Source organism: Streptomyces sp. 11x1 (assembly GCF_032598905.1).
Classification (GTDB): domain Bacteria; phylum Actinomycetota; class Actinomycetes; order Streptomycetales; family Streptomycetaceae; genus Streptomyces.
Map to the genome: position 1 here is coordinate 8,805,377 of NZ_CP122458.1, position 13,920 is coordinate 8,819,296.

General features: G+C 69.4%; 13 protein-coding genes and 2 pseudogenes. 7 read left to right on the forward strand and 8 right to left on the reverse strand.

All coding sequences use genetic code 11. From position 1 onward, the window contains the following. Positions 1–230: 230 nt before the first annotated feature. From P8T65_RS38705 to P8T65_RS38725, 5 genes are all read right to left on the reverse strand, one after another. Positions 231–881 carry a CoA transferase subunit B gene (locus P8T65_RS38705; protein ID WP_316730010.1) on the reverse strand — a complete coding sequence of 217 codons (651 nt, stop codon included), beginning with the start codon at positions 879–881 and terminating at the stop codon, positions 231–233. Beyond that, on the reverse strand, positions 881–1,645 hold the full coding sequence (locus P8T65_RS38710) for a CoA transferase subunit A (protein ID WP_316731862.1): 765 nt from the start codon (positions 1,643–1,645) through the stop codon (positions 881–883). Before P8T65_RS38710 ends, P8T65_RS38705 begins: the two co-directional genes overlap by 1 nt. Before the next feature lie 113 nt (positions 1,646–1,758). After that, positions 1,759–2,703, reverse strand: a complete 945-nt coding sequence (locus P8T65_RS38715) for a fumarylacetoacetate hydrolase family protein (protein ID WP_316730012.1) — start codon at positions 2,701–2,703, stop codon at positions 1,759–1,761. Continuing rightward, the gene (locus P8T65_RS38720) at positions 2,700–2,849 is read right to left on the reverse strand and encodes a hypothetical protein (RefSeq protein ID WP_157873169.1); all 150 of its coding nucleotides are present in this window, start codon (positions 2,847–2,849) and stop codon (positions 2,700–2,702) included. Before P8T65_RS38720 ends, P8T65_RS38715 begins: the two co-directional genes overlap by 4 nt. A 69-nt stretch (positions 2,850–2,918) precedes the next feature. Continuing rightward, on the reverse strand, positions 2,919–3,866 hold the full coding sequence (locus P8T65_RS38725; protein WP_316730013.1) for an MBL fold metallo-hydrolase: 948 nt from the start codon (positions 3,864–3,866) through the stop codon (positions 2,919–2,921). A 138-nt stretch (positions 3,867–4,004) separates the two neighbouring features. Here P8T65_RS38725 and P8T65_RS38730 point away from each other — a divergent pair, with 138 nt between their 5' ends. The 6 genes from P8T65_RS38730 to P8T65_RS38755 all read left to right on the forward strand — a co-directional run bounded on the left by P8T65_RS38730 (position 4,005) and on the right by P8T65_RS38755 (position 9,906). Continuing rightward, positions 4,005–4,637, forward strand: coding sequence for a TetR/AcrR family transcriptional regulator (locus tag P8T65_RS38730; protein WP_316730014.1), 633 nt, complete (start codon positions 4,005–4,007; stop codon positions 4,635–4,637). Positions 4,638–4,964: 327 nt separating this feature from the next. Next, positions 4,965–6,194: an ABC transporter substrate-binding protein gene (locus tag P8T65_RS38735; protein WP_316730016.1), complete on the forward strand. Its 1,230-nt coding sequence runs from the start codon at positions 4,965–4,967 to the stop codon at positions 6,192–6,194. Beyond that, positions 6,191–6,964: an ABC transporter ATP-binding protein gene (locus tag P8T65_RS38740; protein WP_316730017.1), complete on the forward strand. Its 774-nt coding sequence runs from the start codon at positions 6,191–6,193 to the stop codon at positions 6,962–6,964. Before P8T65_RS38735 ends, P8T65_RS38740 begins: the two co-directional genes overlap by 4 nt. Next, on the forward strand, positions 6,961–7,839 hold the full coding sequence (locus tag P8T65_RS38745; RefSeq protein WP_316730018.1) for an ABC transporter ATP-binding protein: 879 nt from the start codon (positions 6,961–6,963) through the stop codon (positions 7,837–7,839). Before P8T65_RS38740 ends, P8T65_RS38745 begins: the two co-directional genes overlap by 4 nt. Continuing rightward, positions 7,836–8,696, forward strand: coding sequence for a branched-chain amino acid ABC transporter permease (locus tag P8T65_RS38750; RefSeq protein ID WP_316730019.1), 861 nt, complete (start codon positions 7,836–7,838; stop codon positions 8,694–8,696). The genes P8T65_RS38745 and P8T65_RS38750 overlap by 4 nt, the downstream gene beginning before the upstream one ends. A 118-nt stretch (positions 8,697–8,814) precedes the next feature. Then, positions 8,815–9,906, forward strand: coding sequence for a branched-chain amino acid ABC transporter permease (locus tag P8T65_RS38755; RefSeq protein WP_316730020.1), 1,092 nt, complete (start codon positions 8,815–8,817; stop codon positions 9,904–9,906). A 221-nt stretch (positions 9,907–10,127) separates the two neighbouring features. Here the strand turns inward: P8T65_RS38755 and P8T65_RS38760 are convergent. Continuing rightward, positions 10,128–10,529, reverse strand: a pseudogene (locus tag P8T65_RS38760) (transposase family protein); the annotation flags it as partial. Positions 10,530–11,122: 593 nt separating this feature from the next. On the opposite strand from P8T65_RS38760, the gene ltrA reads away from it, so the two are divergent. Beyond that, positions 11,123–12,586, forward strand: coding sequence for a group II intron reverse transcriptase/maturase (gene ltrA / locus P8T65_RS38765; protein ID WP_316723494.1), 1,464 nt, complete (start codon positions 11,123–11,125; stop codon positions 12,584–12,586). A 115-nt stretch (positions 12,587–12,701) separates the two neighbouring features. Here the strand turns inward: ltrA and P8T65_RS38770 are convergent. Further along, a pseudogene (locus P8T65_RS38770) lies at positions 12,702–13,055 on the reverse strand (transposase family protein); the annotation flags it as partial. 87 nt (positions 13,056–13,142) lie between these two features. Next, positions 13,143–13,565: a hypothetical protein gene (locus tag P8T65_RS38775; protein WP_316730022.1), complete on the reverse strand. Its 423-nt coding sequence runs from the start codon at positions 13,563–13,565 to the stop codon at positions 13,143–13,145. Positions 13,566–13,920: the final 355 nt, after the last annotated feature.

Consider the following 13,920-nt stretch of genomic DNA (forward strand, 5'->3'; position numbering starts at 1 on the left):
ATGTCGCAGCTTCGAAACCTGCCGGAGGCCCAGAGAAACACCTGGTCATGGGCCCTTCCGTCCGGCGGACGGAAGGGCCTTCGTGCTCTGAGCACACATCAGTCCGCCAACGACCGCGATCCTTCCCAGTCTCTGGAGGAAGCGGCGCCGCCTGGCCCCGGAGTAAGCCGCTGCCTGTTGGAAGGGTTGGTGAGGACAGGACACATACGGAGCGCTCTTCCTGGTGGAGGTCAGCTGTGGCGGACGGAGAGCGCCGTTCCCACCTTCGGTCCGGTGCGCGCGCGGACGTCCGAGAGGGACACTTCAGGGGCGAGTTCGACCAGGGACAGGCCGTCGGCCGTGATGTCGAGTACGGCGAGGTCGGTGATGATCCGGTGGACGCAGGCACGCCCGGTCAGCGGGAGCGTGCACTCGTCAACGATCTTCGGCGTGCCGTCCTTGGCGGTGTGCTCCATGAGGGCGATGACCTTGCGGGCGCCGTGCACCAGGTCCATGGCACCACCCATGCCTTTGATCATCTTGCCGGGTACGGTCCAGTTGGCGAGGTCCCCGGCTGCGGAGACCTGCATGCCGCCCAGCACGGCCACATCGATGCGGCCGCCGCGGATCATCCCGAAGGACAGCGCCGAGTCGAAGAAGGAGGCGCCGGGCCGGACGGTGACGGTCTCCTTGCCGGCGTTGATCAGGTCGGGTTCGACCTCGTCCTCCGCCGGGTAGGGGCCGGTGCCCAGGATGCCGTTCTCCGAGTGCAGCACCACGTCGACGCCGGGCGGGAGGTGGTCGGGGATGAGGGTGGGCAGACCGATGCCCAGGTTGACGTAGGAGCCGTCGGGCAGTTCGAGGGCGGCGCGTGCCGCCATCTCGTCGCGGGTCCAGGCCATCAGTGCCGCTCCTTCCGTGTGCGGACGGTCCGCTTCTCGATGCCCTTGTCGTCGGTGGGGACGGGGCCCACGACCCGGTCGACGTAGATGCCGGGCAGGTGGACGGCGTCCGGGTCGATGGCGCCGGGTTCGACGAGTTCCTCGACCTCGGCGATCGTGATACGGCCCGCCATGGCCGCCAGGGGATTGAAGTTGGCGGCGCTGCGGTGAAAGTAGAGGTTGCCGTGTCGGTCGCCGCGGGCGGCCCGCACGAGGGCGAAGTCGGTGGTGATGGCCTCCTCCAGGACGTACGTCTGGCCGCGGAATTCCCGTGTCTCCTTGGGCGCGGAGGCCACGGAGACGCTGCCGTCGGGGCGGTAGCGCCAGGGCAGTCCGCCTTCGGCGACCTGGGTGCCGACCCCGGCCGGGGTGTAGAAGGCGGGGATGCCGGTGCCGCCGGCGCGCAGCCGTTCGGCGAGGGTGCCCTGCGGGGTGAGCTCCACCTCCAGTTCACCGGCGAGGTACTGGCGGGCGAACTCCTTGTTCTCCCCGACGTAGGAGCCGGTGACCCGGGCGATCCGGCCGGCCGTCAGCAGGACGCCGAGCCCATGGCCGTCAATGCCGCAGTTGTTGGAGACCACGCGCAGTCCGCCGGTGCCCTGGGTGTGCAGGGCGCCGATGAGGACGGTGGGGATGCCGCACAGCCCGAAGCCGCCCACCGCCAGCGACGCGCCTTCCGGTATGTCGGCGACCGCGTCGGCGGCCGAGGCCATGACCTTGTCCACGTTGTCTTGTGCCTCTCTGCCGGTGCCGGACGGGCGGTCCGGCACCGGGGTGTCGTCAAAGTGTCGTCAACGCCGGTGGGTGACCCCGCCCCTGTTTCCCGGACGTGCGGCGGTCATCGCCTGCGGCGAGCAGGAGGCAGAGGAACCGGAGCGACGCCCTCGACGACGGTGTTGCTGAGGGTTCCGATGCCCTCGACCGTCATGGTGACGTGGTCGCCGGGGATGAGCGGTGGGGGTTCCAGGGCGCCGTTGCGGCCCCAGAGTTCGGCCAGGCAGCCACCGTTGCTGCAGGTGCCGGAGCCGAGGACGTCGCCGGGGTGGATCCAGGTGCCGCGGGAGGCGTACGCCGCCATCTCCTCGAACGTCCAGGCCATGTTGGCCAACCTGTCCCGCCCGATCGTCTCGCCGTTGACCTGGACGGTGAGGGCCAGGTCGAGGAAGCCCTCCGCGTCGCGGTGGGGTTCGAGTTCGTCCGTGGTGACCAGCCAGGGACCGAGGGTGGTGGCGGTGTCCTTGCCCTTGGCGGGGCCGAGTTTGACCCTCATCTCGCGGCCCTGGAGGTCGCGGGCGGACCAGTCGTTGAGGATCGTGTAGCCGATGATGTGCTCGCGAGCCCGCTCGGGGGTCAGGTCCCGGCCGGCCTTGCCGATGACGGCGGCCACCTCGAGTTCGAAGTCGAAGCGGAGGCAGCCGGGTGGCACGGGTACGTCATCGTGTGCGCCGATCGTCGCGTACGGGTTGGTGAAGTAGAACGCGGGCGCGGCGTACCACTCCTCGGGGACGGTGTCACCGTATCCCCGGGCGACACCCGCGACATGGCTCTCGAAGGTCATGTAGTCACGGACGGTCGGCGGCTGGAGCGGCGGCAGTAGCACGACATCGGCCACGGGCACCGGCAGCGAGCCGGCCAGGGCGTGCTCTCCCGCAGCGCGCAGGGACTCGGCGCCCTCCACGATCAGGTCCAGCAGTTCGGCGGGGTACCGGAAGGGGTGGACATGGTCGTCGGCGACAACTCCCGCCTGCCGCTTCCCGTCGTGTACGAAGGTCGCGAACTTCACGCCGCGCTCTCCTCTGTCTCGGTCGGGGCGGGGTGGAGCCAGGCGGGGCGGATCGCCAGGCATCCGGCGATGACGGCGCCGGTGTGCCGGGCGGGCGGACCGCCGGAAGGGACGGCGGGTGCGCCGCGGACGGTGCTGGTGACCATGTTTCTCCTTGGCGGGTCCGTGGAGACCGAGGCGATACGGCCAGGCAGCGGACCGGGGGCTCATGCGGCTCAGAGGCCGGGACAGGGGCAGGCGAGGCCGGCCATGCGGCCGAACAACTGGGGGCCGTCGAGCGGGGGCAGTGAGGGGTCGAGCTCGCGGTAGACGGTGTGCACGTTGACGGCAAGGCGTTCGCTCTCGTCGAGGTCGGCGAAGCGTCCGAGGCTGATGTCACGTGCGGCCGCCTCGGCGGGCATGCCCGCGCCGAAGCGGGCCGTGGCCTGTTCGTGGACGTACGACAGGTAGTCGCGGACGGTGCGGACCGCCTCCTTCGTGGTGACCGGGCCGTGTCCGGGCACGATGATGTCCACGTCGAGGCCGAGGAGCAGGTCGCAGGCGGCGAGCCAGTTGGCGAACGGGCCGTGCCATATGACGGGTGTGGAACCGGCGAAGACGATGTCGCCGGTGTAGACGATCCGGGCCCGCGGGACATGGACGATCGTGTCCCCGGCGCTGTGCGCGGGGCCCACGTCGATCAGACGGACCTCCGTCCCGCCGATGTCCAGGACCGTCTCGCCGTCGAAGACCCGGTGCGGAAGCACGGGGTGGATCTCCGAGTGGTCGAAGCGGCCGAAGATCCGGCGGGCGAACCGTCCTGCGGCGGTGTCCGCGCTGGTCAGTACCCGCATCTCGGCCGGGCCCACCTGCCGCATGTCGGTCAGCGAGCCGCGGGCCGCGATGATCTCGGCGTGGGCCACGAGCTGGTTGCCGAACCAGTGGTCGCCGTTGCCGTGGGTGTTGACCACGGTCGAGATGGGCGCGGCGTCGGTCACCCGCGCCAGCCCGTCGAGCATGGCCCGGGTGAGGCGCAGGTCGTAGAGGGTGTCGACGAGCAGGGACTCGCCCCGGCCGGTGACCAGCCCGGCGTTGCTCATTCCCCATCCGGCCGTACCCGCTACCCACGCATGACAGCCGTGGCCGAGGTCGATCCGGCCGGCTGGGGAAAGTACGGAAGCCACGCTGCCTCCTCCACGTCCCGAAGCGGAAAAGTCGAGACTGGGATCCATTGATGGACTGGAGTCCATTCGTGGGGCGTAATCTAAAGAGGTGGCTCGGGGAGGGTCAATACCTGTGCGTCCCTGTGCTGTACTGGACCCATGACGATCTCTGAGGCGGGGGGCGCACCCGCACAGGGCTCCCCACCCCTCGGGCGGCGCGAGCGGAAGCGGCAGCAGGTGCGCGACCAGCTCTACAGCGCCGCGGTGGAACTGTTCGTCGCCCAGGGCTATGAGGCGACGACCATGGAGCAGATCGCCGAGTCCGCCGACGTCGCCCGAGCCACCGTCTTCAACCACTTCTCGCAGAAGGTCGGCTTCCTGGAGGAGTGGGGCGTCCGCCGCCGAGCCCGGGTCGCGGCCATCCTCGGCCAGGAGCATGCCGAGGACCTGCCGGTCGGTGACCGGCTGCGCCGCTACCTGGGGGAGATGGCCGACCTCAACGTCGCCTCCCGTGCGGAGACCACTGTCCTGATGGACGCCTCCGCACGCTTCGGCCACCTGCTGCAGGACCCCTCCCTGGAGACCGAACTCGCGAAGATCGTCGAGGAGGGGCGGCGGCGCGGAGAGATCCGGCCGCAGGTCGACGCCGACCAGGCCGGCGCTCTGCTGGCGTCCTGCTACTTCTCCTCGGTTCTGCGCTGGATCCGGGAGGAGCCGCCGCCGTTCGACCTGCCCGGTCGCCTCGGTGGGGCGCTCGACATCGTCCTGCTGGGCATCCTCGCGCATTCCTGACCGGCAGGGGGAAGCGGGACGGCGCCGCTGGAGCGGCATGGCTTCCGCCCCGGCCGAGGGGTGTGATCGTTTGTGTCCCGCCTACGGCGGCCTCGCCCGGCTCGCCGACGGCCTCGCGCCGCCACCTCGTTCCGGCCATTGGTGGACCCGAGGGTAGCTTTGGACTTGAGTCCAAGAATCTTGGCTTGAAGTGTTGACGGCCATGTGGCCCCGGCTTATGTTCAACCCGTCGATCGGGTAGCAAGCCGCGAAAGCCCGCAAAACGACTCTTCCTGCTTCAACTTTGTGCACGTTCGGTGTCCTCCGGATGCGTGTGCCCCTTCCTTCATGCCGTTCCCGCTCCGTAACCGGGAGGTTCCCGTGCGCCCTCGTACCCCCCTTGCTGCTCTCGCCGCCGGTCTGGCGCTTGCCGTCACAGCGTGCGGAGGGGGTTCGTCCGAGTCTTCCTCCGCTGATGACGGCCCGATCGAGATCGGCATGATCACCTCGCTCACCGGTCAGCTCCAGACCCTCGGTACCGAGGGCCGCAAGGCCGCGGAACTGGCGGTCGAGCAGATCAACAAGGACGGCGGGGTCCTCGGACGGAAGCTGGAACTGACGGTCAAGGACGACAAGAGCCTGCCCGACCAGTCCGTACTGGCCTTCAATGCGTTCAAGGACCAGGGCGTGACCGCGGTCCTCGGCTCACCGTCCGCGGGGTCGGCGCTGGCCACGCTGCCCGCGGTGGACCGGGCGGAGATCCCGTACATCTCCCTGTCTCCGGCCGACGAGCAGGTGGCGCCCGTCCACCCCTACGTCTTCGTCGTACCGGCCCTGGCCTCCGACTACGCCGAGCGGCTGTTGCAGTACTACAAGTCGGAGGGCATCACCAAGCTGGCCGTGGCCTACGACACCAAGACCGCGTATCCGACCGCCGGCTACAAGGCGATGAAGGCGAAGGCCGAGGAGTACGGCATCAAGATCGTCGCCACCGAGGAGATCCAGAGCACCGCCTCCGACTTCAGCGCTGTCTTCACGCATGTCAAGGGCAGCGACGCACAGGCGCTCGCGGTGTGGGTGACCGGCCCCGCCTCCGTCGTCCTCACCAAGCAGTACGCCGCCTCGGGACTGGACATCCCGATCTCCTTCACCGGCTCCCAGGCCAGCAAGCTGTGGCTCGACCCGGCCGGCAAGGCCGCCGAGGGCGCCGTCGTCGCCGGTTCCATCGGCCTGGTCGGCGACACGCTGCCGGACGGAGCGCAGAAGAAGGCCATCGAGGCCGTCAACAAGCCGTTTACGCAGAAGTACAACTACCCGCCGCCGCAGTTCGCGCAGGACGGATACACCGGGGTCCAGCTGCTGGCCGCCGCCATCGAGAAGGCGAAGAGCACCGACCACGAGAAGATCCGGCAGGCGATGGAGGAGCTGACGCTCACCACCCCGAACGGCACCTACCGCTACAGCGCGAAGGACCACTCGGGTCTGTCCCCCGACTACATCTCGGTCAACGCCGTCACCGACGGCAAGTTCGCGCCGACCGTCTGGTCGAAGAGCGAGTTGGAGAAGGTGGCCAAGTGACCGAGCCCCTGCTCCGGGTGAGCGGCCTGTCACGGTCGTTCGGCGGGGTGTACGCCGTGGACGGCGTCGACCTGACGGTGGCCCGTGGCAGCGTCCTCGGCGTCATCGGCCCCAACGGGGCGGGCAAGTCGACCCTGTTCAACCTGGTCAGCGGTCAACTGCCTGCCGAGCGGGGCGAGATCCTACTCGACGGACGACGCATCGACCGGCTGCCACCCCACCACAGGGCCCGCCTGGGGATCGCGATCGTCTTCCAGGGCGCCCGCACCTTCCACGGGATGAGCGTGCTGGAGAACGCGATGGTCGGAGCCCACGCCACCACCGGCGCAGGGTTCGCGGCAGCCGCACTCAGGCTGCCGCGCCACCGCCGGGAGGAACGCCTGATCGCCGAGCGGGCACACGAGGCGGTACGGAGGGTCGGGCTCGAAGACTGGGCGGACCGCCCCGCGGAGTTGCTGCCGCTCGGGCAGCAGCGCGCGCTCCAGGTCGCCCGCGCCCTGTGCGGGCAACCCACCCTGCTGCTCCTCGACGAACCCGCTTCGGGTCTGCGGGCCGCGGAGCGGGACCGACTCGCCGACCTCATCGAGCAACTGCGCGTGGACGGACTCACCATCATGCTCGTCGAACACGACGTCGCTCTCGTCGGCCGCCTCGCCGACCGTGTCACCGTCCTGGACCTGGGCAAGGTCATCGCCGACGGCACACCGGACGAGATACGTACCGACCCGCGGGTCGTCACCGCGTATCTGGGCACGAAGGCGGCGGCATGAACGTCTCGCCACCGTCCCAGAGCGATGTCGTCGAGGTACGCGACCTGGTGGTCCGCTATGGCGCGGCCACGGCCCTCGACAGCGTCTCGCTGCGGGTTGCGCCCGGTGAGATGGTCGCCCTCGTCGGGCCCAACGGAGCCGGCAAGTCCACCCTGGTCAACACCCTGACCGGGATCCTGACACCGGCCTTCGGCAGCGTGGAGGTACGGACCAGGATCGCTCAGGTACCCGAGGGGCGGCAGATGTTCGGCGACCTCACCGTCGACGACAATCTGCGCCTGGGCGCCTGGCAGCTGTCCGGCCGCGGCCGAAGCCGCCGCAAGCAGCGTGACACCTCATGGGTGTACGAGCTCCTTCCCGACCTGGTGCGGGTACGCGACCGGAAGGCGGGCGGGCTGTCGGGAGGCCAGCAGCAGATGGTCGCCGTCGGACGCGCCCTGATGAGCCGGCCGGAGGTCCTCGTGATCGACGAGCTCTCCCTCGGCCTCGCGCCCCTCATCGTCGCCGACCTCGCCGAGCACCTGGCCGAGCTCAACCGGGAGCAGGGCACGGCCGTTGTGCTCATCGAGCAGAACGCGCGGCTCGCACTGGACCTGTGCAGCCGCGCCTACGTCCTGGAAGCGGGACGGATCGCCGCCGAAGGCAATAGTGCCGACCTGGCCGCCAGCCCCGACATCGCCCGGGCCTACCTCGGCGAGGCCCAGGGACTCCCGAGCCCACCGGACGCTCAGGACGACCCGGGTCCGGACGACACGGGTCCGCACGACCGGGCCACGGCCGACCCCGCACCCACACCCGGCACTGCCAAGACCGCCCGGGGCAACCAGGGCACCACCGTCCAGGCCTCGCACGCCGCGGCACGGGAGGCGAAATGAGCGACTTCCTCGTCTACCTCATCACCGGACTGGGCACCGGCTGCGGCATCGCGCTGATCGGCAGTGGCCTGGTGCTCATCCACCGGGTGACGCGGGTGGTCAACTTCGCCCAGGGCACTTTCGCCGTCGTCGGGGCGCTGACCGCCATCTCGCTCCTCGACGCCGGCCTCCCGCACGGGCTCGCCGAACTGCTCGGGGTCGCCGTCGCCGCCGTCGTGGGACTGCTCTTCGGCATGGTCGCCATCGGCCGGCGGGGCACCTCGCCCCAGGCCGCGCTCATGGTCACCCTGGGACTGGGCATTCTGGCGTACGCCGTGGAGGTCATGCTCTGGGGGGACCAGGGCCGGTCCTCCGAGGGGCTCTCCGGTGCCGTGACCGTGTTCGGCGCTCGTATCCAGACCCACTATCTGCTCATCATCGGCGTCACCGCAGCCGTCTTCGCCGCGATGGCCGTGCTGTTCGGCCGTACCTACGCGGGCAAGGCCCTTTCCGCGTGTTCCTCCAACCCGTACGCGGCCCGCGTCGTCGGGATCTCCGTCACCCGCATGGGGCTGATCGCCTTCGCCATCGGCGGCGCTCTCGGCGGTCTGGCCGGCGTTCTACTGGCGCCCATGAACTCGATGGCCTTCGACTCCGACGTGGCGCTGATCATCAACGGTTTCGCGGCGGCGGTCGTCGGGTCCATGCATCACATCGGCCGAACCCTGGCCGGTGCGCTGTTCCTCGGAGTGGCCGAAGCGATGGTCGCGGGCTATGGAAGCGCCACGTACCAGACCGTGGTGGCGCTGGGTCTGGTCCTGGCGCTGATGATCGGGCAGGCGGCCCGTACCCACAGCGTCGTGGCGGAGGCCGGATGACGCCTCATCAGTCCTCTGTGGGATGCCCGCTGCCCTCCGCGTACACCGGGCGTATGCACGCACGGGGCACCCCGGCCGTGCTCGATCCGTATCCGCCGCACCAGAAAGGCAGCACGACATGAGCGCCGTCACCTCCGGCCGTGACCGGGCCACCTCCCAGTCCTCCGGCGGTGCGGGGGACACCGAGTCGTCGGACGCCCGAGTGCCACTCGGCGCCCGTTTCGCCGGCCGGGGAAGGCGGGCCGGCCTCGTCGCGGCCGGCGCGGCGGTGGCCGTTACCCTCGCCCTGCCTCCGATGCTGACCGCCGGCCAGCTCTCGGTGTACATCCTGCTCGCCCTGTCCGCCGTGGTCACCGTGGGGCTGAGCCTGCTCATGGGCTACGCGGGCCAGGTCTCCATCGGCCAGGCGTCGTTCTACGCCATCGGCGCCTACGCGGCCGGCCTGCTGGGCGTCCACGGCACGCCACCGCTGCTGGCGCTGGCCGCGGCACCACTGATCGCCGCACTGTTCGCCGCCGCCATCGGCGGACCGCTGCTGCGACTGCGGGGGCACCACCTGGCCTTCGCCACCATCGCCCTGCAGCTCATCCTCATCTCCCTGCTCGGCGAGGCGGACTGGGCCGGTGGTTCGGTCGGTCTGCAGGGCATCCCACGACTCTCCGCCGGAGGTACCGAACTCGGCGAGGACATCCACTACGCCTACCTGGCCTGGGCTGCTGTGGCCGCCACCGTCCTGGTCGCCCGTAACGTCGTCACCTCACGGGCCGGCCGCGGACTGCGCGCGCTGGCCACCAGCGAGACGGCGGCGAGCGCCAGCGGAGTGCCGGTGGCCCGCTACAAACTCGCCGTGTTCACGCTGGCTGCCGCGTTCGCCGGACTGGCGGGAGGGATTTACGCCTTCTTCATCGGCTACATCAATCCGGGGTCGTTCCCGGTCCTGCTGTCCATCCAGTTCCTGGTGATGGCCGTCGTCGGCGGGCTTGGCACCATCTGGGGCGCGCTCCTGGGCGCCACCGCGACCACCCTGATCGTGCAGTTCCTCAACGACCTGGGCTCCAGGCCGGGCATGCCCGCCAGCGCCCCCAGCATCCTCAACTACGCCGTGTACGCCGCGCTTCTCATCCTCGTCGTGCTGTTCCTGCCGCGCGGCATCGTCCCTGCACTGCGCGACGCGTGGCAGCGCCGCATCGCTGGGCGAGCGTCCTCGTGATACCTCACCGGTGAGTCTCGCGTACGGTCGCCCGTTCTCGCCCGGCGACCGCGGATTCGGTGCCTGTTCCCGCAGCCAGGGCTGCGGGAACAGGCATGTGTGTTCAGGCGTGGCCGGCGTCCCGGATCTGTGGGAGCCCGAGGGTGAGATCCCCTCGGGCCACCCGACTGGATGACCGTTGGTTATCTGCCTGCACCCGAGTCGATGAGCCTTTTCCAACCTCACGCTGATGCGTGGTGAAGGACGAGGACGGCCTTCACCACGTCGGTGATTCGGTTGGTGCTGCAGCGGATCTTCCGCAGGAGGCGCCAGCCCTTGATGGTGGCCATGGCCCGCTCGCCGAGGCAGCGGATCTTGGCGTGGGTGGTGTTGTGGCGACGCTGCCATCGTTTGAGGCGGCGGCCCCGAAACGGTACGCGGACGGGTCCGCCGGCGCCTTGGTATGCCTTGTCCGCCCAGCATTTGAGTCCCGCATCGGCGAGGGCTTCGATGATGCCGTGCTGCCGCGCGGCGGTCAGGTCGTGAGTCGAGCCGGGCAGAGCCGGCGAGGCCCAGAGCAGCCGTCCGAACGGATCGGTGAGGACCTGGACGTTCATGCCGTGGCGTTTGTGTTTCCCGGAGTGTGCGCCGTGAGGCGCTCGTTGTTCGAGTGGAGGTGAAAGACCGCCACCATCGCCCTGTCGCAGCAGGGCGGTTGAAGCTGGGGGCAGCCTGAACCGGGAGGTGCCGGGGAGGGCGGGAAGCAGCCCCGACAAAGCCGGGACGTGCCAGTACTGCCAGATGGTGCGGGTCCGGCAAGCGAGACGGAGAGGAGTACGCGAGGAACCGGCGTCTACGCCTCCTTAAGGCACGCCAGCTCGAACCTGGTGGATGACGGCTGGATGCGGTGCGTCCCTGCTGGATATTCGGCTGGCGGGGAACTTCCTGGGTGGTCTATTTCGGTCGCGCGGGGAGGCCACGGTGAAGTGCTGCGGGGTAGCCGTGGCGAGGCCGCGGGGGTATAGCCGGGCTCCTACTCCGACGATCGAACAGCGAGCGAACACGGGAACCGTCCCGGTTCCGCCCTCCTGCCGCGCGTCCAGTTCGGGCGGAGGGCTGGGTCCATCGTCGGCCGATCGGGCCGGGACGGGGCGGAGCCGCCGTAGTACTCCGAGCCGGGGAGAGCCCGGCACATGGGGAAGGGCGGCAGCGGTTTCGAGAAGGGAAGGAGGCTGCAATGCCGAAAGACGCACCACTGAACAGTGGTGCTCCCGAGGCCCCGTTGGGGTCTCACCAGCGAGTATCGGGGATGCAGACCAAGCTTCACCGTTGGGCGGCGGCTGACCATGGCCGCAGGTTCGACGATCTGTTCAACCTCGTATGCGACCCGGCGACGCTGCTCGTGGCGTTCGAACGGGTCGCGGGCAACCAGGGAGCCCGCACCCCGGGCGTCGACGGCCTCACAGTCGTCAACGTCGAGCGGGAACTCGGCCTCCCGGGCTACCTTGAGGACCTGCAACGCGTACTGAAGACGGGTGAATTCCGCCCGCTGCCGGTGCGCGAACGCAAGATCCCCAAGCCCGGCGGAAGCGGGAAGGTGCGCAAGCTCGGCATCCCGACCGTCTCCGACCGGGTGGTCCAGGCAGCCCTCAAGCTGGTGTTCGAGCCGATCTTCGAGGCCGACTTCCTGCCGGTCTCCTACGGTTTCCGGCCCATGCGGCGCGCACACGACGCGATCGCCGAGATCCACCGCTACGGCACCAGCGGCTATCGCTGGGTGCTGGATGCGGATATCGAGGCGTGCTTCGACTCCATCGACCACACGGCCCTGATGGACCGGGTGCGCGCGAGAGTCAAGGACAAGCGCGTGCTGCGGCTGGTCAAGGCGTTTCTCAAGGCCGGCGTCCTCACGGAGGGCGGCGGCCGCGAGGAGACCTTCACCGGCACCCCGCAGGGCGGCATCCTCTCCCCGCTGCTGGCGAACATTGCCCTGTCCGCGCTCGACGAGCACGTGATGGAGCCGTGGGAGCCGGGCGGGAGGATGTCCACCAGAGGCAGGCGGGCGCACCATCGTCTTCACGGCCGCGCGAACTGGCGCATCGTCCGCTACGCGGACGACTTCGTCGTCCTGGTCGACGGCAGCCGTGACGACGTCGCCTGCCTGCGCGAGGACATCGCCGACGTACTGCACCCTCTCGGGCTGAGGCTGTCACCGGCCAAGACTCGGATCGTGCACATGTCGGACGGGTTCGACTTCCTTGGGTTCCACATCCAGTGGCGCCGCAAGCGAGGATCGAACAAGTGGTACGTCTACACCTTCATCGCCAAGAGGCCCATCCGGCAGCTGAAGGACAAGATCCGTGCCCTGACGAACAGAACGTCGCAGCAGGACCCGGGGACCGTGCTGAAGAGGATCAACTCGATTCTGCGCGGCTGGGTCAACTACTTCAAGCACGCGGTATGCAAGACCACGCTGAAAGCCCTGGACCAGTTCGTATGGCGACGGGTGACCAGCTGGTGGATGGTGCTGCATCGCTGGAGGTGGAAGGACGTCCGTCGGCGCTTCACCGACCACAACGGCCGGTGGCACAAGCTCTCGGCGGACGGGATCGAACTGTTCCCCATGGTCTCGATTGCGGTCACCCGCTACCGATACCGGGGCAACACGATCCCCAGCCCCTGGACACTCAACCACGCTTGAACGGCAGAGACCGTGGAGAGCCCGGTGCGGTGAGAGCCGCACGCCGGGTTCGGCGAGCGGCACGGAGAAACGGACCGGTGGCAACACCAGCACCGCGCTCCGTGCCGACTCAACAGTACGGGGTGTCGGCGGCGATGCGGTCGATCGGCAGCAGGGTGCCGTCGAGGATCACGAACGCCTTCGTCCGGATCGTCTTCATCGCCTCGGCCAGGGACGGGGCGATGGCGGCCAGGGCCTCGACGGCTTCACGTATGTAGCGGTAGACGGTCGCGATCCCGATGCCGAACCCGGCAGCGAGCTGGGCGTAGGTGTCACGGCACCGTAGATGGGCCAGGGCGAGCAGTGCCTGACGTGCGGCGGGAAGGCGCCGCCACCGTGTTCCGATCTCCTGCCGCCGGGCTGTCAGTTGTCCGGTCAGGAACCGCAGGGTGCGGCTGGACAGATCAATCGAGGACGGGTGGACAAGCACGCGAAGCTCCTGGCGGACACGGGTGATCTTGGTCGAGAACCCGTCTGCCAGGAGCTTCGTCGTTGCGCAGGACAGTCCAACTCGCGGTCAGGCACCGCAGCTTGAAAAGGGCTCCATGTCCTCGCCCCAGCCGTCCCGCATCGGAAGCGGCAGCATCACATCCCGCAGCAGCATCGCGATGTCGACCGAGGTGTCGGACTGGAGCGTAAGCCGGAAGGCCGGCAACCCGTGCGTGTAGAGATCGAGTGCGAGGGTCAGCGTCGCGGTGATCGCGTCGCCGAACACGGTCTCGCGTAGCTTCACCGGCATCGGGGTCGAGTCCAGCACCAGAACCTGGCCCGGCCGGTGGACCACCATCCGGCCGGAGACCCCGGCCTCCGCGGCCGCCTCCGCCGTCCGCCCGTAACGCGGCCGGGCTCCGCCGGGCCCGAACCACTCCTTCCAGACGGCCGCGAGCGTCCAGCGGGAAGGAATCCTCTCAGTGGGAAACATCGGGAATCGCTCACGCATGTACTGGTGCATCAACCGGTGTTTGGCACCCTGGCTCAGGCGGGCGCGTGGGCCGCACTCGGCCCTTACTGCGAAGATCGCCTCCCGGACCTCCTTCGTGATGGTGCGGTGCCCGCTGCGTCGCCGCGTCCAGCGCCCGTCCGCGCAGGCCAGCAGAAGACTGTCGCCCGCCACTCCCGACAGACGTACAGCGTCCGGTAGCTGAGGTGCTGCAGACCGCACCGGACCGCCTCCGGACGGGGCATCGCCGCCATCTCCGCGGCCTTCGCGTACCGACGCTGAGTCAACGTCGTGCGGTCCGGGTCGTAGGCGGGCCGGGGCTCACCCGGCAGGGCGCGAGCCGGGTGGCCCTCCC

Bases quoted from the DNA above. Each gene is read 5' to 3' on its own strand.
- P8T65_RS38745 (WP_316730018.1), top strand. From the start codon at position 6,961: ATGAACGTCTCGCCACCGTCCCAGAGCGATGTCGTCGAGGTACGCGAC.
- P8T65_RS38720 (WP_157873169.1), bottom strand. From the start codon at position 2,849: ATGGTCACCAGCACCGTCCGCGGCGCACCCGCCGTCCCTTCCGGCGGT.
- P8T65_RS38735 (WP_316730016.1), top strand. From the start codon at position 4,965: ATGCCGTTCCCGCTCCGTAACCGGGAGGTTCCCGTGCGCCCTCGTACC.
- P8T65_RS38775 (WP_316730022.1), bottom strand. From the start codon at position 13,565: ATGCGTGAGCGATTCCCGATGTTTCCCACTGAGAGGATTCCTTCCCGC.
- ltrA (WP_316723494.1), top strand. From the start codon at position 11,123: ATGCCGAAAGACGCACCACTGAACAGTGGTGCTCCCGAGGCCCCGTTG.
- P8T65_RS38755 (WP_316730020.1), top strand. From the start codon at position 8,815: ATGAGCGCCGTCACCTCCGGCCGTGACCGGGCCACCTCCCAGTCCTCC.
- P8T65_RS38730 (WP_316730014.1), top strand. From the start codon at position 4,005: ATGACGATCTCTGAGGCGGGGGGCGCACCCGCACAGGGCTCCCCACCC.
- P8T65_RS38705 (WP_316730010.1), bottom strand. From the start codon at position 881: ATGGCCTGGACCCGCGACGAGATGGCGGCACGCGCCGCCCTCGAACTG.
- P8T65_RS38750 (WP_316730019.1), top strand. From the start codon at position 7,836: ATGAGCGACTTCCTCGTCTACCTCATCACCGGACTGGGCACCGGCTGC.